The organism is Enterobacter cloacae complex sp. 677-3DZ2D5B, from assembly GCF_004136695.1.
Lineage (GTDB): Bacteria > Pseudomonadota > Gammaproteobacteria > Enterobacterales > Enterobacteriaceae > Enterobacter > Enterobacter hormaechei_C.
In genome coordinates this window covers 308,408-330,432 of sequence record NZ_QFLS01000001.1, presented here as the reverse complement: position 1 = coordinate 330,432, position 22,025 = coordinate 308,408, and the positions used below count along the sequence as shown (strand labels likewise).

22 protein-coding genes are annotated in these 22,025 nt (G+C 56.4%); 8 read left to right on the top strand and 14 right to left on the bottom strand.

Features of this window, described 5'->3' with window-relative positions:
* Nucleotides 1-119: 119 nt before the first annotated feature.
* A complete protein-coding gene (gene artJ, locus DD597_RS01655) occupies nucleotides 120-851 on the top strand; it encodes an arginine ABC transporter substrate-binding protein ArtJ (protein WP_015571008.1) in 732 nt (243 codons plus the stop codon).
* Between the two features lie 75 nt (nucleotides 852-926).
* On the opposite strand, the gene DD597_RS01650 is transcribed toward artJ, so the two are convergent.
* The 11 genes from DD597_RS01650 to nfsA form a co-directional block, all read right to left on the bottom strand.
* Entirely contained in the window at nucleotides 927-2,396 is a 1,470-nt protein-coding gene (locus tag DD597_RS01650) for a sensor histidine kinase KdpD (RefSeq protein ID WP_022650691.1), read from the bottom strand.
* On the bottom strand, nucleotides 2,380-3,087 hold the full coding sequence (locus tag DD597_RS01645) for a response regulator transcription factor (RefSeq protein WP_022650690.1): 708 nt from the start codon (nucleotides 3,085-3,087) through the stop codon (nucleotides 2,380-2,382). Before DD597_RS01645 ends, DD597_RS01650 begins: the two co-directional genes overlap by 17 nt.
* A 121-nt stretch (nucleotides 3,088-3,208) precedes the next feature.
* Nucleotides 3,209-4,336 (bottom strand): 23S rRNA (uracil(747)-C(5))-methyltransferase RlmC, encoded by a 1,128-nt coding sequence (gene rlmC / locus DD597_RS01640; RefSeq protein ID WP_129255899.1) that lies wholly within the window; start codon nucleotides 4,334-4,336, stop codon nucleotides 3,209-3,211.
* 40 nt (nucleotides 4,337-4,376) lie between these two features.
* Entirely contained in the window at nucleotides 4,377-4,874 is a 498-nt protein-coding gene (locus DD597_RS01635) for a YbjO family protein (protein WP_086527936.1), read from the bottom strand.
* A 42-nt stretch (nucleotides 4,875-4,916) separates the two neighbouring features.
* Complete coding sequence (gene potI / locus DD597_RS01630) at nucleotides 4,917-5,762, bottom strand: putrescine ABC transporter permease PotI (protein WP_003858378.1); 846 nt, start codon at nucleotides 5,760-5,762, stop codon at nucleotides 4,917-4,919.
* Nucleotides 5,759-6,712 carry a putrescine ABC transporter permease PotH gene (gene potH, locus DD597_RS01625; protein ID WP_017384875.1) on the bottom strand — a complete coding sequence of 318 codons (954 nt, stop codon included), beginning with the start codon at nucleotides 6,710-6,712 and terminating at the stop codon, nucleotides 5,759-5,761. Before potH ends, potI begins: the two co-directional genes overlap by 4 nt.
* A 9-nt stretch (nucleotides 6,713-6,721) precedes the next feature.
* Complete coding sequence (potG, locus tag DD597_RS01620; protein WP_017693732.1) at nucleotides 6,722-7,855, bottom strand: putrescine ABC transporter ATP-binding subunit PotG; 1,134 nt, start codon at nucleotides 7,853-7,855, stop codon at nucleotides 6,722-6,724.
* A 143-nt stretch (nucleotides 7,856-7,998) separates the two neighbouring features.
* Nucleotides 7,999-9,111: a spermidine/putrescine ABC transporter substrate-binding protein PotF gene (potF, locus tag DD597_RS01615; RefSeq protein ID WP_129255898.1), complete on the bottom strand. Its 1,113-nt coding sequence runs from the start codon at nucleotides 9,109-9,111 to the stop codon at nucleotides 7,999-8,001.
* A gap of 350 nt (nucleotides 9,112-9,461) precedes the next feature.
* Complete coding sequence (locus tag DD597_RS01605) at nucleotides 9,462-9,938, bottom strand: YbjN domain-containing protein (RefSeq protein WP_003858385.1); 477 nt, start codon at nucleotides 9,936-9,938, stop codon at nucleotides 9,462-9,464.
* Nucleotides 9,939-10,001: 63 nt separating this feature from the next.
* Nucleotides 10,002-10,904: a 30S ribosomal protein S6--L-glutamate ligase gene (gene rimK / locus DD597_RS01600; protein WP_032621711.1), complete on the bottom strand. Its 903-nt coding sequence runs from the start codon at nucleotides 10,902-10,904 to the stop codon at nucleotides 10,002-10,004.
* Nucleotides 10,905-10,968: 64 nt separating this feature from the next.
* Entirely contained in the window at nucleotides 10,969-11,691 is a 723-nt protein-coding gene (nfsA, locus tag DD597_RS01595; RefSeq protein ID WP_129255897.1) for a nitroreductase NfsA, read from the bottom strand.
* Nucleotides 11,692-11,876: 185 nt separating this feature from the next.
* Between nfsA and DD597_RS01590 the strand changes: the two genes are divergently transcribed.
* The gene (locus DD597_RS01590; RefSeq protein ID WP_006809455.1) at nucleotides 11,877-12,146 is read left to right on the top strand and encodes a GrxA family glutaredoxin; all 270 of its coding nucleotides are present in this window, start codon (nucleotides 11,877-11,879) and stop codon (nucleotides 12,144-12,146) included.
* A 30-nt stretch (nucleotides 12,147-12,176) separates the two neighbouring features.
* Here the strand turns inward: DD597_RS01590 and DD597_RS01585 are convergent, their stop codons facing one another.
* Nucleotides 12,177-12,551 carry an inner membrane protein YbjM gene (locus DD597_RS01585; RefSeq protein ID WP_032608930.1) on the bottom strand — a complete coding sequence of 125 codons (375 nt, stop codon included), beginning with the start codon at nucleotides 12,549-12,551 and terminating at the stop codon, nucleotides 12,177-12,179.
* A 274-nt stretch (nucleotides 12,552-12,825) separates the two neighbouring features.
* Between DD597_RS01585 and DD597_RS01580 the strand changes: the two genes are divergently transcribed.
* The 4 genes from DD597_RS01580 to arsC all read left to right on the top strand — a co-directional run bounded on the left by DD597_RS01580 (nucleotide 12,826) and on the right by arsC (nucleotide 17,550).
* Nucleotides 12,826-14,511, top strand: coding sequence for an aspartate:alanine antiporter (locus DD597_RS01580; protein WP_032610193.1), 1,686 nt, complete (start codon nucleotides 12,826-12,828; stop codon nucleotides 14,509-14,511).
* A 950-nt stretch (nucleotides 14,512-15,461) separates the two neighbouring features.
* Nucleotides 15,462-15,782 (top strand): metalloregulator ArsR/SmtB family transcription factor, encoded by a 321-nt coding sequence (locus tag DD597_RS01570; protein WP_045337505.1) that lies wholly within the window; start codon nucleotides 15,462-15,464, stop codon nucleotides 15,780-15,782.
* 40 nt (nucleotides 15,783-15,822) lie between these two features.
* Nucleotides 15,823-17,112, top strand: coding sequence for an arsenic transporter (locus DD597_RS01565; protein ID WP_022650685.1), 1,290 nt, complete (start codon nucleotides 15,823-15,825; stop codon nucleotides 17,110-17,112).
* A gap of 12 nt (nucleotides 17,113-17,124) precedes the next feature.
* On the top strand, nucleotides 17,125-17,550 hold the full coding sequence (gene arsC / locus DD597_RS01560; RefSeq protein ID WP_129255896.1) for a glutaredoxin-dependent arsenate reductase: 426 nt from the start codon (nucleotides 17,125-17,127) through the stop codon (nucleotides 17,548-17,550).
* A 27-nt stretch (nucleotides 17,551-17,577) separates the two neighbouring features.
* Here arsC and DD597_RS01555 read toward each other — a convergent pair whose 3' ends face one another.
* Complete coding sequence (locus DD597_RS01555) at nucleotides 17,578-18,129, bottom strand: TetR/AcrR family transcriptional regulator (protein ID WP_022650683.1); 552 nt, start codon at nucleotides 18,127-18,129, stop codon at nucleotides 17,578-17,580.
* Nucleotides 18,130-18,211: 82 nt separating this feature from the next.
* Between DD597_RS01555 and DD597_RS01550 the strand changes: the two genes are divergently transcribed.
* Together DD597_RS01550 and DD597_RS01545 are read left to right on the top strand one after the other, a co-directional pair.
* Nucleotides 18,212-19,426 (top strand): MFS transporter, encoded by a 1,215-nt coding sequence (locus tag DD597_RS01550; protein WP_022650682.1) that lies wholly within the window; start codon nucleotides 18,212-18,214, stop codon nucleotides 19,424-19,426.
* The gene (locus DD597_RS01545; RefSeq protein ID WP_022650681.1) at nucleotides 19,416-20,228 is read left to right on the top strand and encodes a Cof-type HAD-IIB family hydrolase; all 813 of its coding nucleotides are present in this window, start codon (nucleotides 19,416-19,418) and stop codon (nucleotides 20,226-20,228) included. Before DD597_RS01550 ends, DD597_RS01545 begins: the two co-directional genes overlap by 11 nt.
* Nucleotides 20,229-20,752: 524 nt before the next feature.
* On the opposite strand, the gene DD597_RS01540 is transcribed toward DD597_RS01545, so the two are convergent.
* Complete coding sequence (locus tag DD597_RS01540; protein ID WP_129255895.1) at nucleotides 20,753-21,985, bottom strand: MFS transporter; 1,233 nt, start codon at nucleotides 21,983-21,985, stop codon at nucleotides 20,753-20,755.
* Between the last annotated feature and the right edge of the window lie 40 nt (nucleotides 21,986-22,025).

Below are 22,025 nucleotides of genomic sequence, written 5' to 3'. Positions count from 1 at the left end.
GCTTTTTTTTGTGATTAAAATAATACTTAATCATTTTTATTGCATATAAATTCATTAACTGGCATTGTACATCCAGGCCGCAGACACGGCGCATCAATAAGACAGACGGGAGCATTACAATGAAAAAGTTAGTTCTGGCCGCATTACTCGCAACCTTCGCCGCTGGCGCATCCGCCGCCGATAAAATCAATTTTGGCGTTTCTGCCACCTATCCGCCGTTTGAATCGCTGGATGCCAGCAACCAGATCGTCGGTTTCGACATTGACCTGGCGAAAGCGCTGTGCAAACAGATGCAGGCCGACTGCACCTTTACTAACCACGCGTTTGACAGCCTGATCCCGTCCCTGAAATTTAAAAAATACGATGCGGTGATCTCCGGCATGGACATTACGCCAGAGCGCAGCAAGCAGGTCGCGTTCACCGACCCGTACTACGCGAACTCTGCGGTGGTGATTGCGAAGAAAGGAGCTTATAAATCTTTCGACGAGCTGAAAGGCAAGCGCATCGGCATGGAGAACGGCACCACGCACCAGAAATACCTCCAGGACAAGCATCCTGAAGTGAAAACCGTGGCCTACGACAGCTACCAGAATGCCATTATCGACCTGAAAAATGGCCGTATCGATGGCGTATTTGGCGACACCGCAGTCGTGAATGAGTGGCTGAAAACCAACCCGCAGCTGGGTACAGCGACGGAGAAAGTGACCGATCCGCAGTATTTCGGCACTGGCCTCGGTATTGCCGTGCGTCCGGATAACAAGGCTCTGCTTGAGAAACTGAACGGCGCGCTGAAAGCGATCAAAGCTGACGGTACGTACCAGAAAATCAGCGAGCAGTGGTTCCCTCAGTAATCTCTTTTTGCCGGGTGGTCTGGCCTGCGGGGGTGGTCTGTAGGCCGGATAAGCGCAGCGCCACCCGGCAATTTCTCATAGCGGTACAAAGAACCTGAACCGCGCCCCGCTCACGGACTCCATCAGCCTGATCCCACCGCCGTGCAGCTCCAGCATTCTCTTCACGATTAACAGCCCTAATCCCCCACGGTTCTCCCGCGACGCCTGAGGATTTAACGCTGAAGGCCGCTGGAACAAATCGTCGCGCAGCGAGGCATCTACGCCCGTACCATTGTCTGCCACTTCGACCTGAAGTCGTTCATTCTCCTGCCAGACCGCCAGACGAATTTCTCCGCCGCTCGGCGTATGACGGATGGCGTTATCCAGAAGGTTAGTGACCACGCGCTCGATCATCGACACGTCGGCGTTCACCAGCGGCAATCGCCCCGGCACATCAATACGCAGGTTCACCTCGCGCGTGCGGGCGGTAAGCTCAAACTTCTGCGCCACGTCGGAAATCAGTTCAGCCATGGCAAAACGTTCGCGCTGGGGCTTGATGCCGCCGTGCTCAAGACGCGCCAGCTCGAACAGCTGCTGCGACAGATGGCGTACCTTTTGCCCCTGACGCAGCGCGGTAGCGAGGTACTGCTGATGCTCCTGCGGCGACAGCGTGGCGGATTTGAGCGACAGCGTTTCCAGATAACCCAGCAGCGACGTCAGCGGGGTGCGTAAGTCGTGCGAAATGTTGGCGATAAACTCCCGGCGCTGGCGGTCGCTGTCGGCCAGCCGATCCCACTGAGAGGTGATTTTGCGCGCCAGCTCGATAAAGGTATTGCGCAGGATCGCCACTTCATCCTGGCCGGCAGGCTCAAGCGGCTGGGCCGCCAGCTGCTTAATCGCGCTGATGCTGTCCTGCTCCAGCCCGGCCACGTCCAGCGTGAGCTCTTTAACCGGGCGCGTCACCCAGTACCAGAGCAGCACCCCCGCCAGCAGACCAAACAGCGCCACCAGCAGCATCGACCACAGCGCCGTACTCCAGAGCGCTTTGTGCCAGGCCATCTCCGCCAGCGCGTTGGACTCTTCCCCCTGCAAAATAATGTACAGATACCCCTTCAGCTCGCCGTCCTGCCGCAGCGGGGTGGCGCTGAAGACTTTCTTATTCTGGCTTCGGGGATCGTCGCCAAACACCGGCATCACCGTCCCGCTCAGGAAATTCTGTATCGGCGCGAGGTCAATTTTTTGCCGCTGAATGTGCCCCGGCGGGGCGGCATCGGCCAGGATATCGCCATCAGGCGAGACAACATACAGCTCGACGCTCGGATTAAAGGTCATCAGCCGGTCGAACAGCGGTTTTAAGGCGCTGCGATCCACCCTGCCCTGCGAATCCAGAATCGCTTCCCGCTGCACAATCTGCTGCGCCAGCCCGCCGGAGAGCCGCTGCACCATCGCGTTGCCGTACTGCATGCTACTGTAGAGCTGCACCGCACAGGCGACGGTGGCGCAGAGCAGCAGTAACACCGTAAACAGCAGCGTCAGGCGCTGGCTCAGGCTAAAGCGACGCATCATGATTCTGCTCCGCAAATTTGTAGCCTTTGCCCCAGACGGTGCGAACGATCTCCGGCTCGGCGGCATCTTTTTCTATTTTGATGCGCAGGCGGTTAATATGGGTGTTGACGGTGTGTTCGTAGCCTTCGTGCTGATACCCCCACACCTGCTCCAGCAATGCCAGACGTGAAAAGACCTCTCCAGGATGACGAGCAAAAAAATAGAGCAGTTCAAATTCACGCGGAGTGAGATCGACGTGTTGACCGTTAAGACGCACGGTGCGCGCCAGCGGATCGATAGTCAGACCGTGCGCCTGAATAATGCCGTCCGTCTGCGCCTGGCCCATCGCCTGCTGTCGGCGGAACAGCGCCTTAATGCGGGCAATCAGCTCCTGCACCGAGAAAGGTTTTGCCAGATAATCATCCGCCCCGGTTTCCAGGCCGGTAATACGGTCAGTTTCACTGCTGCGGGCGCTAATGATGATAATGGGCAGGTAACGGGTCATCTGGCGGATACGGCGGCAAATCTCCAGACCATCAACATTCGGCAGCATCAGATCGAGGATCACCGCGTCCCACGGCTGTGTTTCAAGACGCTGTAAGGCGTTGCCCCCGTCGGGCTCGTGGGTAATGGCGTAGCCTTCATCTTCCAGGTTAAGACGCAGGAGTGCCGCGATATCGTGGTCATCTTCTACCAGCAGGATCTGCTTCATGGGTAAGCCTTCAATCATTTGTTATGTCGTAAGCTTACCTGATTTCGAGCGGGGGAAGAGTTCACATTTTGTTGAACATTGTGTGGGGTTTATGCCGGGGGGCGGCTTCGCCTTACCCGGCCTACGCTTTGGTTAACAACGTCAACACTTCATAATGGGCGGTATGGGGGAACATATCGAAAAGCTGAACGCGCGCGATGCGGTAGCCCGGCAGGCTGGCGATATCCTTCGCCATGGTCTGCGCGTTACAGCTGGAGTAGACGATGTACTCCGGCGCCATCTGGCTCAGGTAGTCGCAGAGCGCCTGGCCGATGCCCCGGCGCGGCGGGTTCACCAGCACCAGCTCCGGCACGTTGCCCTGCCCGGTCGCGAACTGCGTGGAGTCCAGCGCCTGGAAGTGCAGATTCGTCAGCCCCAGCTCCGCGGCGGACTGCTTCGCGCAGGCAATCGCTTCGGCGGAGATCTCAATGCCGGTGAGCTGCATGTCTGGCGTGGCACAGTGCAGGCCAAAGCCGCCGACGCCGCAGAACAGATCCCACATGTGATGAACCTGTAACGCACGCACCCAGTCGCGCGCGGTGATGTACAGCGCGCTGGCGACGGTGGGGTTAGTCTGAAAGAAGCTTTGCGGACGGATCCACAGCGGCACGCCGTTAAAACGCTCCTCCAGCGCATGCTGTTCGGTGAAGAAGATCTCTTTCTCCCCTTCCATGATCGCCATATGCACCGGCTGAATATTTGCGGTGATAACCTTGAGCTGCGGAAGCTGTTGCTGCAATCCCGGAAGTGCCGCGCGCAGCTGCTCCAGCTTGTTTTCCGAACGCAGCACAAAGCGCAGCATCATCCCGCCGTCGATCTGGCTTTCGGTCAGCAGAAGGTATTTCAGCTCGCCGCGCCTGCGGGCAACGTTATAGGGCGTTAACCCCGCCCGGGCGATAAACGGTTTCAGAGCGCTAAACACCGGCTCAAACGAGGCGGGATACAGCGGGCAGTCGGTTAAATCTTCCGGCGTACCGTCGCGGTGCAGCATCCCCAGCAGCGGCTTTTCAACGCTGCCGCTGACCACCATTTTGGCTTTATTGCGAAAGCCCTGCTCCGGGCCGCTGACGGGTGCGCACCACTCGCCCACCGCGTGTGCTGCCAGCAGCTGTTGCAGGTTGGCCATTTTGGCGGTGAGTTGTTGAGAGACCGGCTGTTCTATCCACTGACAGGAGCGGCAGCGTCCGGCGTCATAGAGTGCGCACTGCATATGAAAACCTTAAGAAACACGAGGGCTGCGATTATACACATTATTGCAGGCGGAAGAACCGCCGGCTCGAAGCTGGTGCAAATAGCAGGAACAGAACCAGCATATCCGGCAGTTTTTGCATCACCAGTGAATGGAAAATCTCACGTCGCGACTCACCGGGTATGCTGAACAGCTCCGGATAGCCATAGCCCAGCGAGGCGGCCCACAGGTAGCCTGCGGCGGTGATCTGCGTCAGCAGATACACCCAGCGCGCCCAGTTACGGCCTTTCACCAGCGAGAACGCACAGTAGATCTCAATAAACACCAGCATCAGGCTGCTGAGAAACACCAGCGTCAGATTCCACGTCTGCGCGCTGCGGTGAATAAATTCCCCCATTCCGCGCGGACCCAGCGTGTTCATTATCATCAGCACATCCAGACAGCGGATCATAATAATGGCGAGCGCCGCCACCTGCACCAGTGCAGGGACGTTCGGACGGGCGTGCGAATGACGTGTTTTTTGTAAGAATCCCAATGTTTTTACTTCCCTGAAAAACAGTGCCGCGTCATACGCGGCACATCACTGGAAATAGTAATTCCTTCAGCCGCGTCTTGCACGCTGGATATCGCGCACACGCTGTTTTTCCGCGCGCGCCATCAAATACCAGGCGATAAATCCGACAATTCCGACCACGCCAAGGATGATGGAGGCCAGGGCGTTGATCTCCGGATTCACCCCCATCCGCACGCTGGAGAAGACCAGCATCGGCAGCGTCGTCGCGCCCGGTCCCGACACAAAGCTGGCGATAACCAGATCGTCGAGCGAGAGCGTGAACGCCAGCAGCCAGCCGGAGATCACCGCCGGCATAATCATCGGCAGCGTGATGATGAAAAAGACCTTCAGCGGCGTGGCGCCGAGATCCATCGCCGCCTCTTCAATGGAGCGATCCAGCTCGCGCAGCCGCGAGGAGATGACCACCGCCACATATGCCGTACAGAAGGTGACGTGCGCCAGCCAGATGGTGAGCATCCCGCGATCCGCTGGCCAGCCGATGGCGTGCGCCAGCGCGACAAACAGCAGCAGCAGCGACAGTCCGGTGATCACGTCCGGCATGACCAGCGGGGCGGTGATCATAAATGCAAAACCATTTGCCCCGCGGAAACGGCCAAAGCGCACCATCACCAGCGCGGCAATCGTGCCCAGCACGCAGGCCATCGTCGCCGCCAGCGCCGCAATGGTCAGGCTCAGCCCCACCGCGCTCATCATCGCATCATCGTGGAACAGCTCGCTGTACCAGCGCGTCGACCAGCCCGCCCAGACGGTGACCAGCTTAGAGCTGTTGAACGAGTAGATCACCAGCATCAGCATCGGCGCATACAGGAAGGTAAAGCCGATAATCAGGATCGCAATTCGCCACGGGGAGCGTACTACCGGTAAGTTGTTCATCCGTGGTCTCCCATCTGTTTCTGCTGATGTTTATGGAACCACATGATCGGCACGATCAGCAGCAGTAACATGACGATCGCCACCGCCGAGGCCACCGGCCAGTCGCGGTTATTGAAGAACTCCTGCCACAGCACGCGGCCAATCATGATGCTGTCCGGGCCGCCGAGCAGTTCCGGGATCACAAACTCCCCAACAGCCGGGATAAACACCAGCATCGATCCGGCGATGATTCCGCCTTTGGTGAGAGGGACAATGACGCTGAAGAAAGTCTTCAACGGGCGTGCGCCGAGATCCAGCGAGGCTTCCACCAGCGAGTAATCAATACGCGTCAGCGCCGTATAGATCGGCAGCACCATAAACGGCAGATAGGCATAGACAATCCCGATATACACCGCAAGGTTGGTATGCAGGATCGTCAGCGGCTGGTCGATCACCCCAAGCCACAGCAGGAAGTTATTCAGTATGCCGTTATTCTTCAGGATCCCCATCCACGCGTACACGCGGATCAGGAACGACGTCCACGACGGTAAAATGACCAATAGCAGTAAAATATTTCGCGTCGACGGCTTGCTGTGCGCCACTGCCCACGCCAGCGGGTAGCCCATCAACAAGCAGCAGATCGTAGAAATAGCCGCAACCTGTAACGACTGCAAATAGGCTTCGAAATAGAGCGGATCGTCGGTCAGTTGCAGGAAATTACCGAGGTTTACGGTCAGCGTCAGCTGCCCGTCGGCCCACTCCCACAGATCGGTATACGGTGGGATCGCCCGCGCCATCTCCGCCAGGCTGATCTTAAAGACGATCAGGAACGGCAGCAGAAACAGCAGGATCAGCCAGATATAGGGCATGGCGATGACCAGCTTGCGGCCATGCGCCATCTGCATGCGCGCCAGCCAGAGCGCGAAACCGCCCGGTTTTTTGACGCGGGCTGGAGGTTCAAGTGTACTCATGACCGCTCCTTATACCGTCAGGACTACGCAACTGTCCGCATCCCAGCAGAGGCTCACTTCGTCGCCCCAGGTTGGCTGTCCCTTGCGATACCGGTGTTCGTTCTGTAACTGGGCGCTGAGCATCTGGCCGCTTTTCAGGCGGACATGGTAAATCGACAGATCGCCGAGATAGGCAATGTGCACCACTTCGCCCACGGCAAAGTTATAGCCATCGGCGGGTGGCTCATCGCATAGCATGATTTTTTCCGGGCGCAGGGCAACGTAAACCGGCACGTTGTCCACCACGGAGTTATCAGAATCAACCTTCAGCGGGTGCACCAGCCCCGGCGATTCAATCACCAGACCGTCGTCCTGGCGTTCCTTCAGCAGCCCTTCGAAGACGTTCACCGAGCCGATGAACTCCGCGCTGTAGCGGGTTGTCGGGTGTTCGTAAATCTCTTCCGGCTCGCCGATCTGCACGAACTTACCGCGATTCATGATCGCAATGCGCCCGGCCATGGTCATCGCCTCTTCCTGGTCGTGAGTCACCATCACGCAGGTCACCCCAACGCGCTCGAGGATATCCACCACTTCCAGCTGCATCCGGTCGCGCAGCTTTTTATCCAGCGCGCCCATCGGCTCGTCGAGCAGTAATAATTTTGGACGCTTCGCCAGACTTCTTGCCAGCGCCACGCGCTGACGCTGGCCGCCGGAAAGCTGATGCGGCTTACGCTTCGCAAACTCCTGCATATGCACTAGGCTCAGCATCTCCGCCACGCGCGCGGTGATTTCGGCTTTCGGCAGTTTGTCCTGCTTCAGGCCGAAGGCGATGTTCTGCTCGACGGTCATGTGCGGGAACAGGGCATAGGACTGGAACATCATGTTGATGGGCCGCTGGTACGGCGGCACGCTGGAGAGGTCTACCCCATCCAGCACGATCTGCCCGGCGGTGGGCTGTTCAAACCCGGCCAGCATGCGCAGCAGGGTCGATTTACCGCAGCCGGATGCGCCAAGCAAAGCAAAAATTTCACCTTTGTAGATCGTCAGGCTGACATCGTCCACGGCATGCTGGCCGTCGAAGGATTTGGTGAGGTTTCGAATTTCAAGAAGCGGGGTCAGCGCTTTACGGACTTTCGCCTGCGGGCGGGGGATCGCGTCATTCACGGGGTGCTCTCCGGCATAGATCAACACTGGTGCAAACGCACCGTCAGGGTGCGCATCGCCGGGCGGCGCTAACGCTTGCCCGGCCTACGGTATTTGTCGGCCCGGTAAGCGACGGCGCTACCGGGCAACGATATCAAACGCCGTTACTTACCACTTTTCACCTTGGTCCACGCGCGGGTACGCACACGGTCAATTTTTGGTTCCTGCACTTTCAGGGTGAAGAGCTTGGCAAACACATCGGCTGGCGGGTAGATCGCCGGATTATTGCGGATTTCTTCGCTCACCAGCGGCTCGGAGGCCTTGTTACCATTGGCGTAGTAGACGTGGTCGCTGATGTGAGCAATCACGTCCGGACGCATCAGGTAGTTGAGGAACTGATACGCTTCCTCTTTGTTTTTCGCATCAGCCGGCATCGCGAAGACGTCGAAGAACGCCAGCGCCCCCTCCTTCGGAATGAAGTAGGAAACATTCACGCCGTTTTTTGCCTCTTTCGCGCGGTTCGCCGCCTGCCAGACGTCACCCGCCCAGCCGATGGCCACGCAGATATCCCCGTTCGCCAGGTCGTTGATATACTGAGAGGAGTGGAAGTAGCGAATATTTGGACGCAGCTTCAGTAGCAGGTCGGTCGCCGGACCGGTGTAGTCGTCAGCCTTGCTGCTGTTTGGATCCTTGCCGAGATAGTTAAGCACGGTGGCGAAAATCTCTTCCGGCGCATCGAGGAAAGAGACGCCGCAGCTTTTCAGCTTCTCGAGGTTTTCCGGCTTCAGCACCACGTCCCAGCTGTCCAGCTTGACGTGCGGGCCCAGCGCCGCTTTGACTTTATCCACGTTATAGCCAATACCGGTGGTCGCCCACAGGTAAGGCATCGCGTATTTGTTGTCCGGATCGTGCTTCGCCACCAGCTTCAGCACGTCCGGATCGAGATTTTTCCAGTTCGGTAATTTGCTCTTGTCCAGCGGCTGGAAGACACCGGCGGTCAGCTGACGCTCCAGGAAGCTTGCCGACGGCACCACCAGGTCGAAACCGGTGCTGCCCGCCATCAGTTTGCCTTCCAGCACTTCGTTGGAATCGAATACGTCGTAGACAACCTTAATGCCGGTCTCTTTTTCAAAATTGGCGACGGTATCCGGCGCAATATAGTCAGACCAGTTATAGACGTGCAGCGTTTTTTGTTCCGCAGCGAGCGTGCCGGCAGAGACGGCCATCAGAGCACCCGCAACCAGACCCGATAACCATTTTTTATTCAAGGCGATCATATTGTTATTCCTTCTGAAAGCTCGTTAACAAACGAACCAAAACTGTGCAGCCTGAAGATATGCAATAATCATGCATAGTTTGTCGCTCTGCCCGAAATAAAATACCCCCCTCATCCCGGCAGGTTCCGCTCGCTTTTTTAAGCACCGCAAGAATAACTGTAGCCCGTGTCTCCGGCTATAGCCCAGACGAAAAAACGCCTTTTATCAATTTTTTATGCAGATTATGTCTACGTGATAAGCCGAAACGGCCGGAGAGGAGGTGAAAAATTCTTTAAAGAAAGGTTAAAAGCAGCAGAAAAAACGGTGTTATGCAGCCGCTCTGGCAGCGACTGCGCAAAAGTCAGACAGGCTTAGTGGAGAAAATTGGGAGATGCATCATTATTCTCGGCGTCATCTTCCGCACTATACAGCAGGTGATGTGCGTTGGCTTCCATCATGACCATGGAAATTTGCTCTTCGCTCAGGCGCATAAACCAGGCGAACTGCTTGAACGAGAGCCCCGCGCCGGAGAATAAAGACTGGCAAACCACCAGCTTTGGCAGATTATCATCCTGTATGTCGAGAAACGCTTTCACCGTCAAAGAACTGGCGTTGATCGCTGACAGATCGGATGCCAGCGCCAGCAGCGCGGACGGCTTTACTTCAGCCAGCGCGGAGAAAAGGATCACGTCGTTAATCAGATCGATTTTGGCATCGAAAATGCCGTCGAAATTTTGCATGTGAGGCAGATGCAGCGCCTGGCAGGAGTCGCATTCGAAGAAAGTAATACCGGCATCATCGAGCCATTGACGTAACGTATCCAGTGTAGGTACGACCTGTAAATCCATCGCAGTGCAGCCTCTTAAATAAAAACGTTGTCCAGATTACGCAAAAAGTGCGCGCCGATCCATTTAACCGCCCGTTTTCAGGCAAAATCCCGGCGTCGCATGGCGTTCAATCCATGCGATCATTTTACCTGCAATATCGACGCCTGTGGTTTTTTCCACCCCTTCCAGCCCCGGCGAGGCGTTAACTTCCATCACCAACGGCCCGCGGTCAGCACGCAGCAGATCGACCCCCGCCACGTCCAGGCCCAGCGTCTGCGCCGCTTTCACCGCAATCTCACGCTCGCGCTCGCTGATAAGGGCCACCCGTGCGATACCGCCGCGGTGCAGGTTAGAGCGAAAATCGCCCTCTTTCGCCTGCCGCTCTATGGCGGCCACCACTTCATCGCCCACCACAAAGCAGCGGATGTCGCACCCTTTAGCCTCTTTAATATACTCCTGCACCAGAATATGGGCATTCAGACCGCGAAACGCATCGATCACGCTTTCCGCCGCCTGACGCGTCTCCGCCAGTACCACTCCAATACCCTGCGTACCTTCCACCAGCTTAATGACCAGCGGCGCACCGCCCACCATATCGATTAAATCGCTGGTGTCGTCCGGGGAGTGGGCAATCCCGGTGACGGGCAGATCGATCCCCTGGCGCGCCAGCAGTTGCAGCGAGCGCAGCTTATCGCGGGCGCGGGAGATCGCCACGGACTCGTTGAGCGGATAGCTTCCCAGCATTTCAAACTGGCGCAGCGCGGCCGTGCCGTAATAGGTGATCTGGGAGCCAATACGGGGAATTACCGCATCAAAATGCGGGAGTTTGCGGCCTTTGTAATGAATCGACGACGCCGCAGGGTCGATGTTCATATAGCAGGACATCGGATCGAGGATCTCAACCTGATGTCCGCGTTTCGCCGCCGCTTCTCGCAGGCGTTTACATGAATAGAGCGTTCCATCCCGGGACAATATGGCAATTTTCACCCTGCACCTCTCTAAAGACATGGTAAAAGCCTGCCTATCATACACGAGGCGCAGGAGGAATGGACTACCGCGTTGCCCAGCCCTGTTTGTGCAGGTAGTCGAGAATGAACGGGCGGTTCTCCTTGATGATGGTGCGACGAATATGGTCGCTCCAGGTGTCGCGGCGGTTGTTGCTGTCGCGCGTCAGATAGTAGTTCGCCAGCTCTTCATCGTATTGATGCAGAATGTCCTGGTCGACCGGCTGGTAGTGGTTTTCATGCACCAGCATCGCAGCAGGAATGCGCGGCTTCAGATCCGGGTTATCCGCCGGCCAGCCGAGGCACAGACCAAACAGCGGCAGCACGTGTTTCGGCAGCTTCAGCAGTTCCGTCACGCTTTCGATGTTGTTACGCAGCCCGCCAATATAGACGCCGCCAAGCCCCAGTGATTCCGCCGCCGTGAACGCGTTTTGCGCCATCAGTGCCGTATCCACAACGCCCAGCAGCAGCTGTTCCGCCAGCCCCAGCTCGGCCTCAGGACAGATTTGCAGGTGACGGTTAAAATCGGCGCAGAACACCCAGAACTCAGCCGCCTGGGCAACGTGCTTTTGTCCGCCCGTCAGCGTTACCAGCTGCTCACGCATCGCCGGATCGGTGATGCGGATAATGGAGCTGCACTGCAAAAAGCTGGAGCTAGAGGTGCCTCTTGCGCTGTCGATGATCGCGTCCCGCTGCGCCTGGGTAATCGGCTCATCGGTGAAATGGCGAATGGAACGGTGGGAACGAAGCAGGTCAATGGTTGGCGTCATTTTGTCTCTCTTTGTGTTGCGTAAAACGTATGGCAGCCAGTATAGGCAATGATCCACCTGATGTAATTGGCGAAACATAGCCTGACTGTATCAAAGTGACAGGTGAAACCTTCTTTCCATGACGGCAGGTTATCGTGCACTATAGGTGCTATTCGCCGTCAGGCTTGTTTTTTGAGGAGAGAGAAATGTTTGCAGTAATTTTTGGTCGTCCAGGATGCCCTTACTGTGTGCGCGCGAAAGAGCTGGCAGAGAAACTGACTGAAGAGCGTGATGATTTCAACTTCCGTTATGTGGATATCCACGCGGAAGGCATCACTAAAGCCGATCTGGAAAAAACCGTGGGTAAACCGGTTGAAACCGTGCCGCAGATCTTCCTCGATCAGAAACACATCGGCGGCTGCACCGATTTTGAGGCCTACGCCAAAGAACACCTGGGCCTGTTTGCGGCTCAGTAATGCGAAGACGCCCTCACCCTGAGGGCGTTTTTATTTACGTTGCTTCCGCTGTTGCAGCAGGCTGCGCGTAAATAAGAAACAGAGCGCGCCCAGCGCACACCAGAAAACGCCACTCAGTAGCCACGCCACTTCCTGCCAGACGCTTCTCGACGAGAGAAACAGCACGCGCATCAGAAGCAGGCAGAGCGGGGCCGCAAGCATTGCCCCAATAAGCGGCATCACCACCTCGCCTTTACGTGAGAGAAAACCGGCTACTACCCCCGGCAGGATGAAGAACAACAGGCCCAGCTCGGGATGACCGGACGCTCTGAAGGCGCCTTTCACGTTAAAAGCGAGTGACATGCAAACGACCGTAAACAGCAAAAAACAGCTGATTACGCCAGCCCAGTTTCGTTTAAAGTTCAAACTATCCTCCTGACTTATCTCTATCAAATACAAAAATCGTCCGGTGAACGCCCAGTCAGATAAAGCAATGCGGCAATCCTTGCCAAAGCACGCACAGAAGTCGTGCGATAATAGGTGGCTGTCGGTAGCTATTACGATTAAACTAACCGACTGCTAGTGTTTAGGGTATTTATCAGGAAGCAGGGAGATGCAAAGTGATTCCCTGACTCTGAAAACAGTAGCCCAAATAGTCCTTTCATTCAACAACTTACTGGTAAACAAGAAGTTAGCCTCCGTGAATATAAACGTCGCAGACTTGTTAAATGGGAATTACATCCTGTTATTATTTGTGGTACTGGCGCTGGGCCTTTGTCTGGGTAAATTACGCCTGGGTTCAGTTCAACTTGGTAATTCCATTGGCGTTTTAGTCGTCTCCCTGTTATTAGGTCAACAACATTTCAGTATTAACACGGACGCGCTTAACTTAGGTTTCATGCTGTTTATTTTTTGCGTAGGCGTGGAAGCCGGTCCGAACTTTTTTTCCATTTTCTTCCGAGATGGCAAAAATTACCTGATGCTGGCTCTGGTGATGGTCGGCAGCGCCCTGCTGATTGCGTTAGGGCTGGGCAAGCTGTTTGGCTGGGACATCGGCTTAACGGCCGGTATGCTGGCAGGCTCGATGACCTCCACACCGGTGCTTGTCGGCGCGGGGGATACGCTTCGTCATTCTGGCATGGCCGGCACGCCGCTTTCCTCCGCGCTGGACAACCTGAGTCTGGGCTATGCCCTGACCTATCTGATTGGTCTGGTGAGCCTGATTGTTGGCGCGCGCTATCTGCCAAAACTTCAGCATCAGGATCTCCAGACCAGCGCCCAGACCATCGCCCGCGAGCGCGGCCTGGACACGGACTCCAAACGTAAAGTTTACCTGCCGGTGATCCGCGCCTACCGCGTCGGGCCGGAGCTGGTTGCCTGGACCGACGGGAAAAACCTGCGCGAGCTGGGGATCTACCGTCAGACCGGCTGCTACATCGAACGTATCCGTCGTAACGGCATTCTGGCAAACCCGGACGGTGACGCGGTGCTCCAGATGGGCGATGACATCGCCCTTGTTGGCTACCCGGACGCCCACGCGCGTCTCGATCCGAGCTTCCGCAACGGGAAAGAGGTGTTTGACCGCGACCTGCTGGACATGCGTATTGTCACCGAAGAGATTGTGGTGAAAAACCACAATGCCGTGGGTCGCCGTCTGGCACAGCTGAAGCTGACCGACCACGGTTGTTTCCTCAACCGCGTGATCCGCAGCCAGATTGAAATGCCTATCGACGATAACGTGGTGCTCAATAAAGGCGATGTGTTGCAGGTTAGCGGCGATGCCCGACGTGTTAAAACCGTTGCCGACCGTATCGGCTTTATCTCGATCCACAGCCAGGTGACGGACCTGTTAGCCTTCTGCGCCTTCTTCATTGTCGGCCTGATGATCGGGATGATCACCTTCCAGTTCAGCAACTTTAGCTTCGGCATTGGTAACGCAGCCGGTCTGCTGTTCGCCGGGATCATGCTGGGCTTCCTGCGAGCGAACCATCCCACCTTCGGCTATATCCCTCAGGGGGCGCTGAACATGGTGAAAGAGTTCGGTCTGATGGTCTTTATGGCGGGTGTCGGCTTAAGCGCCGGGAGCGGCATTGGCAACGGCCTGGGCGCGGTCGGCTGGCAAATGTTGGTTTCCGGACTTATCGTCAGCCTGGTACCGGTGGTGATCTGTTTCCTGTTCGGCGCCTACGTGCTGCGCATGAACCGCGCCCTGCTCTTCGGCGCGATGATGGGCGCGCGCACCTGCGCACCGGCGATGGAGATCATCAGCGACACCGCGCGCAGCAACATCCCGGCGCTGGGCTATGCAGGCACCTACGCCATCGCAAACGTGCTGCTGACGCTGGCAGGTACGCTGATCATCATTATCTGGCCAGGACTCGGATAAATCTCAAGTTTGCGTGTGGCGCAAAAAATTTTCGTTACGCGCAGAACTTTTTACGCAGGGTGCAGTCATAACTAGTGCCACTGCTTTTCTTTGATGTCCCCAATTTGTGGAGCCCATCAACCCCGCCGTTTTGGTTCAAGGTTGATGGGTTTTTTGTTTCCTGAAATTAATACCCTTCCCTATCAATTACTTATAACACTACCTTATTTCCATGGCGGTATAGCTGATCTTCTTGCGCGGTTAAATTTTGCCTGGTCAATATCTTAAAAGAACAACGATTGAGCGTAGATATGATCGGGTTTGAACTTTGATACAGGCAGCTGGCATAAGCTGGAACGAATTAATCCACCTGATGACAGGAAAAGGAATGAAGGCTTCATCCGGGGATAGCGGCAGAAGTCTACATAAAGCTCGCTCACCACTCCAATTTCGGAATCGCTCTTCTGAAACCGGAATTTATTTAGGTCCCATGTATGCGTTCACATATCGCGTGCAATAGTATTGAGGTTATTGACGGTGGATATCACTACCCTTGCCCGTAAATGGGGCTCAAGACTACTTAAGGCCGTCTGGTTTGTGTTAATTAGCTTCCTGGCAGGACGTATGCTGGGTCCTTCAACAGCTTATATTAACCACGACGTTGCAACTGCTATTTGCGGCTTCATCTATGGTGATATTAATGCGGAGACAATGTACGAAACATATACAAATATTGATATTTTGATTCTGTTAACATCTGCAACGATCGTCTGTCTCATAACATTGAAGATATTCAACAAAACCAGGAATCATTAATCTTCTAATCCCGCCCTGTCTGTGGCTCAAAGACGACGGCTCAACGTAGTGGTACTTCACTGAGGGCATTTATTTGCCCTTATTGCCCTTCCCTCACCTGCCACAAACATATATGATTTAATGTATATGATAAAAAAAACACGCAGGATCCCCAGATGCTTCACCCCGTTCAGCTCTTCAAAACCCTCTCCGACGAAACGCGGCTCTCCATCGTCATGCTGCTCCGTGAAGCAGGAGAATTGTGCGTCTGCGATCTCTGCGCCGCGACCACCGAGCCGCAGCCGAAAGTCTCGCGCCATATGGCCTTACTGCGCGAGGCCGGGCTGGTCATCGATCGTCGTGAGGGTAAATGGATCTACTACCGTCTCTCTCCCAACATGCCCGCGTGGGCGGCAACCGTTATCGATAACAGCTGGAACTGCCTGCGAGAAGAGACACGTATGAAGCTGAAAAACCGCCTCCCGGGCTCTTGCTGACCACGACACATTCACAAAAACAGATATAACGGAGTAAAAGATGTTTCTGGCAGGGGCTATTTTTCTGTTTACGCTGGTACTGGTTATCTGGCAGCCCAAAGGGCTCAGTATCGGCTGGAGTGCCACCATTGGCGCCGCGCTGGCGCTGGCGAGCGGTGTGATCCACGTTAACGATATTCCGGTGGTCTGGAACATCGTCTGGAATGCGACGGCCACGTTTATCGCGGTAATCGTTATCAGTTTGCTGCTGGATGAGTCCGGTTTTTTCGAGTGGGCGGCGCTGCACGTTGCTCGCTGGGGAAACGGTCGCGGGCGGTTGCTGTTTACCTGGATCGTGCTGCTGGGTGCGGCCGTGGCGGCGCTGTTCGCCAATGACGGTGCGGCATTGATCCTGACGCCTATCGTTATCGCCATGCTGCTGGCGCTGGGGTTCAGCAAGCAGGCCACGCTGGCGTTCGTGATGGCGGCGGGATTTATCGCCGATACCGCCAGCCTGCCGCTGATTGTCTCCAACCTGGTCAACATTGTGTCGGCGGACTTCTTTAAGCTGGGCTTTAGCGAATACGCCTCGGTGATGATCCCGGTTGATATCGCCGCAATTGCCGCAACGCTGGTGATGCTGCATCTGTTCTTCCGCAAGGAAATACCGCCGGAATATGACCTGGCAAAACTCCGCGAGCCTGCTTTGGCCATTCACGACCTGCCGACGTTCAGAACGGGCTGGATCGTGCTGCTGCTACTGCTCGTCGGTTTCTTTGTGCTTGAACCTCTGGGTATCCCGGTCAGCGCTATCGCAACAACTGGCGCGCTGATTTTGTTTGCCGTTGCTAAACGCGGGCACGCCATTAACACCGGAAAAGTGCTGCGCGGCGCGCCGTGGCAAATTGTTATCTTCTCGCTGGGGATGTATCTGGTGGTGTATGGCCTGCGCAACGCCGGGCTGACGGAGTCTCTTTCAGGCGTTCTTGATTACTTAGCCGGGTACGGACTCTGGGTCACCACGCTGGGAACCGGATTTATCACCGCCTTCCTGTCATCCATAATGAACAATATGCCAACGGTGCTGATTGGCGCGCTCTCCATTGAGGGTAGTGCTGCAACAGGGTTGGTTAAAGAGGCGATGATTTACGCTAACGTGATTGGCTGCGATTTGGGGCCGAAAATTACCCCCATCGGGAGCCTGGCTACCCTGCTATGGCTTCATGTGCTGGCACAGAAAAACATGACTATTACCTGGGGCTACTATTTCAGGACGGGCATCATAATGACGCTGCCAGTTCTCTTTGTGACGCTTGCCGCGCTGGCGCTACGTCTCTCCTTCACACTGTAATGAGTAACGGATATGAGCCATATCACTATCTACCACAACCCGGCCTGCGGCACGTCGCGCAATACGCTGGAGATGATCCGCAACAGCGGTACGGAACCCGAAATTATTCTCTATCTTGAGAACCCACCGTCGCGTGATGAACTGACCAGGCTGATTGCAGATATGGGGATTTCCATAGGCGATCTGCTGCGCAAAAACGTCGAGCCTTATGAGCAACTGGGCCTTTCACAGGGACATTTCACCGACGACCAGCTTATCGATTTCATGCTGCAATACCCTATTCTGATTAACCGTCCGATTGTGGTGACGCTGCTGGGTACCCGGCTGTGCCGCCCTTCTGAAGTCGTTCTCGACATCCTTCCGGACGCGCAAAAAGGGGCATTTACGAAGGAAGATGGCGAAGTCGTCGTTGACGCCAGCGGGAAAAAAATCTCCTGACATCAGGCGTGGCCGGGGCGAGCGCTATCAGACGGTATCCTCGCCTGCAATCCGCCCCACCATCACCCGGATCTCCTCCCGGGTTAACGGCGACCGGTCGGTTACAAAATGCAGCGTCATCCCCTCGATAAACGCATCCAGCGCACGGGCGGTGGCCGGATCAAACCACTGCTCAAGCGTAGTCTGGCTCATCTTCATCCAGTCCTGCATCACCGTTTTCAGCGCGGCGCTGCGGTGCATAAACGCGTATAACTGATACATCAGCGCCATATTGTGTGGCGTGGTCACGGCTGAACTGTGGATCAGCGTGGTAATGGCCTCGCACGCCCTCTCCCGCCCGGTCACCCCCGCGAAGAAATCCCGGTACTGCTGAGACATCTGCTGCGTAAACCACGTGAATGCCTCCTCCAGAAGCGACTCCATCCCGTCGAAATAGTAGGTCATCGACCCCAGCGGCACGCCTGCGCAGGTGGCAATTTTGCGGTGCGTGACGGCATGAATACCGTGCTCAGCAATGGTGTCCAGCGTCGCCTGGAGTATCTTCTCGCGGCGGTTAGGGTCGTTCGGTGGTCTGCTCATAAAATCCTCATCCAGTTTGTGTACAAATGTACACAAAGTTGCTAGTGTTGTCGCTATTGTTGTACTTCTGGTGCTGATCCCAATGACGCTAACTTCTCCTCGCAAAGCCCTGCATCTGCGCATGTGGGCGCTGTTTATGTTCTTCTTCATCCCCGGGCTGCTGATGGCTTCCTGGGCAACGCGCACCCCGGCAATCCGCGATACGCTGTCCGTCTCGACGGCGGAGATGGGGATCGTGCTGTTTGGCCTGTCGATTGGCTCGATGAGCGGCATCCTCTGCTCGGCCTGGCTGGTGAAGCGCTTTGGCACGCGCGCGGTGATTCGCACCACCATGTGCTGCGCCGTGGTGGGAATGCTCGGTCTGAGCGTGGCGCTGTGGTTCGCCTCGCCGCTGATGTTTGCCCTTGGGCTGATGGTATTTGGCGGCAGCTTTGGTGCGGCGGAAGTGGCCATTAACGTCGAGGGGGCCGCCGTCGAACAGGCGATGAACAAAACGGTGCTGCCGATGATGCATGGTTTTTACAGCCTCGGCACGCTGGCGGGCGCGGGCGTGGGGATGGCGCTGACGGCGCTGGGCATTGCGGCCAATGTGCACATTTTGCTGGCGGCGCTGGTCTGTATTATCCCGATCCTCACCGGCATCAGGGCTATTCCCGCAGGCACAGGACAACACGCCACGGACGAACAGAAGTCTGCGGAAAAAGGGTTGCCCTTTTATCGTGATTTCCAGCTAATGCTGATTGGCGTGGTGGTGCTGGCGATGGCGTTTGCTGAAGGCTCCGCCAACGACTGGCTACCGTTGCTGATGGTGGACGGGCACGGATTTAGCCCCACCTCCGGCTCGCTGATTTACGCCGGGTTTACGCTCGGCATGACCGTCGGACGCTTTACCGGGGGCTGGTTTATCGACCGTTACAGCCGCGTGGCTGTCGTCCGTGCCAGCGCCCTGCTGGGCGGGCTGGGCATCGCGATGATTATCTTTGTGGATGTGGACTGGATTGCCGGCGTGTCGGTGATCCTGTGGGGACTGGGCGCCTCCCTTGGCTTCCCGCTGACCATTTCCGCTGCCAGCGATACCGGCCCCGACGCGCCGACGCGCGTGAGCGTCGTGGCGACCACGGGCTACCTCGCTTTCCTGGTGGGCCCGCCGCTGCTTGGATTCCTCGGTGAGCACTACGGGTTACGCAGCGCGATGCTGGTGGTATTAGGGTTAGTCATTATTGCCGCCCTGGTGGCGCGAGCGGTGGCAAAACCGGAAGCAGAAACAACGTCAATGGAGAAGGGATATGAGCGTTAAACTGATTGCAGTCGACATGGATGGCTCCTTCCTGAGCGATGCGAAAACCTATAACCGCGCGCGTTTTCTGGCGCAGTACGCGCGCATGAAAGCGCAAGGCATCCGTTTTGTGGTCGCCAGCGGAAACCAGTACTACCAGCTGATCTCATTTTTCCCGGAGATCGCCCATGAAATTGCCTTCGTCGCCGAAAACGGCGGCTGGGTGGTAGATGCGGGCGAAGACGTGTTTAACGGCGAACTGTCGAAAGAGCATTTTCTGACCGTCGCCACCCTGTTAAACGACGTGCCCGGCATTGAGATAATTGCCTGCGGAAAAAACAGCGCCTACACGCTGAAAACGTATAACGACCTCTTCAAAGAGATTGCTGCGAAATACTATCACCGCCTTGAAAGCGTCAGCAGCTTTGACAACCTCAACGATATTTTCTTCAAATTCGGGCTAAACGTCTCTGACGACGAAATTCCGCGCATTCAGGCGCTGCTGCATGAGAAGCTTGGCGACATCATGGTGCCGGTGACCACGGGACACGGCAGTATCGACCTGATTATCCCCGGCGTACACAAAGCTAACGGCCTGCGGATCCTGCAAGCGCGCTGGGGCATTGAGGACAGTGAAGTGGTGGCCTTTGGCGACAGCGGTAACGACGTGGAGATGTTGCGCCAGGCTGGGTTTGGCTTCGCGATGGCCAATGCCAGACCGCACATTAAGGCGGTGGCCCGCTATGAAGCGCCGAACAATAATGACGAAGGGGTGCTGGACGTAATTGATAGGGTGCTGGACGGGGAGGCGCCGTTTAATTGATTCCGTGCGCTCTGGTGCCCTCATCCTAACCCTCTCCCACAGGGCTGAGGGTTCCCCACAAAATAATGCCTGCACAGACGGCCCCCTCTCCCTTGAGGGAGAGGGCTGGGGTGAGGGGGAACATACGGCTCTGGTGGTCATTCCGTTCACTTTATGTTCCTTGCTACTCTGTCACGACATGACCGGTGAACGTGCCAGGGTGGCTCAGTCGCCACCACCCTGGCGACCCGGGCTTCCGGCGGAAAATCGCCGCTTCGAGGTGCCTTCGGCTTATTCCTTCCGGCTTATCGGGGACGGGCGGAGGTAACATCCCTGTAAAGCCCGCCCTCTCGGCGCATCCCTGCGCCTCGCCCCGGCCTACAGGAAACGCCTCAGCGATTTACAGCCGGACCGAGGCATCGCTGAAAGCCCTCAGTTATTCTGAGGCAACGTTATCGCTTTTGCTTTCAAATTACTGGGGATCCCTCAGCCCACAGGGAGAGGGAACTGTCCCGAGCTCGCCCAGGGGGGAGAGGGAATAAGGATTACGGTTGCAGGGCATTTCCGACGCGTTTGTCCTTCAGGAACACCACCATCAGACCTACCCACAGCACACCGTTTGCGAGATTGAACAGGCTGAAGAGCCCGTTTCCGCCAAAAGCATAAGCATGCTTGCTCACCTCAATTCCGACGGTGAAAATCAGCATTTGCAGCATCCCCATCGCGGCAGACACCGTGCCTTTACTCATTTCACTGGCGAACAGCGTCAGGCGTACCAGACCGGCATTCGCCACGCCGATACCAAACGCGTAAATGCTCAGCCCCGCCGTCATCCACAGGTACGCATGAGACGAGGCTACGGTCGCCACCGCCGCGATAATCAGCCCTGCCGCTATGGGCCAACCGCCCATAATAATCAGCGAACGCACGGTACGGCGTGACGTCAGACGCGCCAGCACCAGGTTACCGATAATCAGCGCGCCAAAAATCGGCACCTGTAACAGGCCATACTCATAGCTGCTAAGCTGTTCGCCGCTGATGATAATGACCGGCGACTGGGCAATCCACGCCAGCAGCGGCAGGCTGACAAAGCCCGTCGCCAGCGCGCCCGCGACAAAACGGCCGTTTTTCAGCACCGCCTTATAATCACGCCCCAGCTCTTTAAGCGAGAGCTTTTCGCCCAGGCGGGTGGCGGTCTCCGGCATCGCACGGTGCAGACCAAGGAAAGAGATGGCCGCAAGCGCGGCAAAGAGCACGAACATCCCTTCCCACGGCGCGACGTGGACCCATGCGGCTCCCACCAGCGGCCCCAGAAGCGGTGCAATCAGCGCCACGTTCGCCATCAGCGCGGTAATTTTGATACATACCGCCTCCTCAAACGACTCCTGAATAGCGGCGTAGCCCACGGCACCAATAAAGCACAGGCTCACGCCCTGAAGGAAACGCAGCAACGTAAACTGCTCAATGTTCTGCGCCAGCAGCGTGGCGAGACAGGTGACGATAAACCATACCACGCCCGTCAGCATCACTGGGCGGCGGCCAATACGATCCGACAGCGGCCCTAAAAGCCACTGTAAAAACATGCCGCCCGCGAGATAGGCGGTCATCGATGTAGGTACCCACTCAATACCTGCGTTGTACTGCTCAACCACAGCCAGCATGCCTGGCTGGATCATGTCGTTGCCGATGTAGGTAGAGAATTCGTAAAGCACCAGACACAGAGGAAAAAGTAACGCCTGACGACCCAGACGATTACCGGAAGAAGAACGGTTTATCATGCAATCTCTTTAATATGAAAAAAACGCGATGAGTGTAATG

What these genes read in the sequence shown, in the direction of transcription:
- artJ (WP_015571008.1), top strand. Translation starts at nt 120, where the DNA reads ATGAAAAAGTTAGTTCTGGCCGCATTACTCGCAACCTTCGCCGCTGGC.
- DD597_RS01650 (WP_022650691.1), bottom strand. Translation starts at nt 2,396, where the DNA reads ATGATGCGTCGCTTTAGCCTGAGCCAGCGCCTGACGCTGCTGTTTACG.
- DD597_RS01645 (WP_022650690.1), bottom strand. Translation starts at nt 3,087, where the DNA reads ATGAAGCAGATCCTGCTGGTAGAAGATGACCACGATATCGCGGCACTC.
- rlmC (WP_129255899.1), bottom strand. Translation starts at nt 4,336, where the DNA reads ATGCAGTGCGCACTCTATGACGCCGGACGCTGCCGCTCCTGTCAGTGG.
- potI (WP_003858378.1), bottom strand. Translation starts at nt 5,762, where the DNA reads ATGAACAACTTACCGGTAGTACGCTCCCCGTGGCGAATTGCGATCCTG.
- potH (WP_017384875.1), bottom strand. Translation starts at nt 6,712, where the DNA reads ATGAGTACACTTGAACCTCCAGCCCGCGTCAAAAAACCGGGCGGTTTC.
- potF (WP_129255898.1), bottom strand. Translation starts at nt 9,111, where the DNA reads ATGATCGCCTTGAATAAAAAATGGTTATCGGGTCTGGTTGCGGGTGCT.
- DD597_RS01605 (WP_003858385.1), bottom strand. Translation starts at nt 9,938, where the DNA reads ATGGATTTACAGGTCGTACCTACACTGGATACGTTACGTCAATGGCTC.
- nfsA (WP_129255897.1), bottom strand. Translation starts at nt 11,691, where the DNA reads ATGACGCCAACCATTGACCTGCTTCGTTCCCACCGTTCCATTCGCCAT.
- DD597_RS01590 (WP_006809455.1), top strand. Translation starts at nt 11,877, where the DNA reads ATGTTTGCAGTAATTTTTGGTCGTCCAGGATGCCCTTACTGTGTGCGC.
- DD597_RS01570 (WP_045337505.1), top strand. Translation starts at nt 15,462, where the DNA reads ATGCTTCACCCCGTTCAGCTCTTCAAAACCCTCTCCGACGAAACGCGG.
- DD597_RS01565 (WP_022650685.1), top strand. Translation starts at nt 15,823, where the DNA reads ATGTTTCTGGCAGGGGCTATTTTTCTGTTTACGCTGGTACTGGTTATC.
- arsC (WP_129255896.1), top strand. Translation starts at nt 17,125, where the DNA reads ATGAGCCATATCACTATCTACCACAACCCGGCCTGCGGCACGTCGCGC.
- DD597_RS01555 (WP_022650683.1), bottom strand. Translation starts at nt 18,129, where the DNA reads ATGAGCAGACCACCGAACGACCCTAACCGCCGCGAGAAGATACTCCAG.
- DD597_RS01550 (WP_022650682.1), top strand. Translation starts at nt 18,212, where the DNA reads ATGACGCTAACTTCTCCTCGCAAAGCCCTGCATCTGCGCATGTGGGCG.
- DD597_RS01545 (WP_022650681.1), top strand. Translation starts at nt 19,416, where the DNA reads ATGAGCGTTAAACTGATTGCAGTCGACATGGATGGCTCCTTCCTGAGC.
- DD597_RS01540 (WP_129255895.1), bottom strand. Translation starts at nt 21,985, where the DNA reads ATGATAAACCGTTCTTCTTCCGGTAATCGTCTGGGTCGTCAGGCGTTA.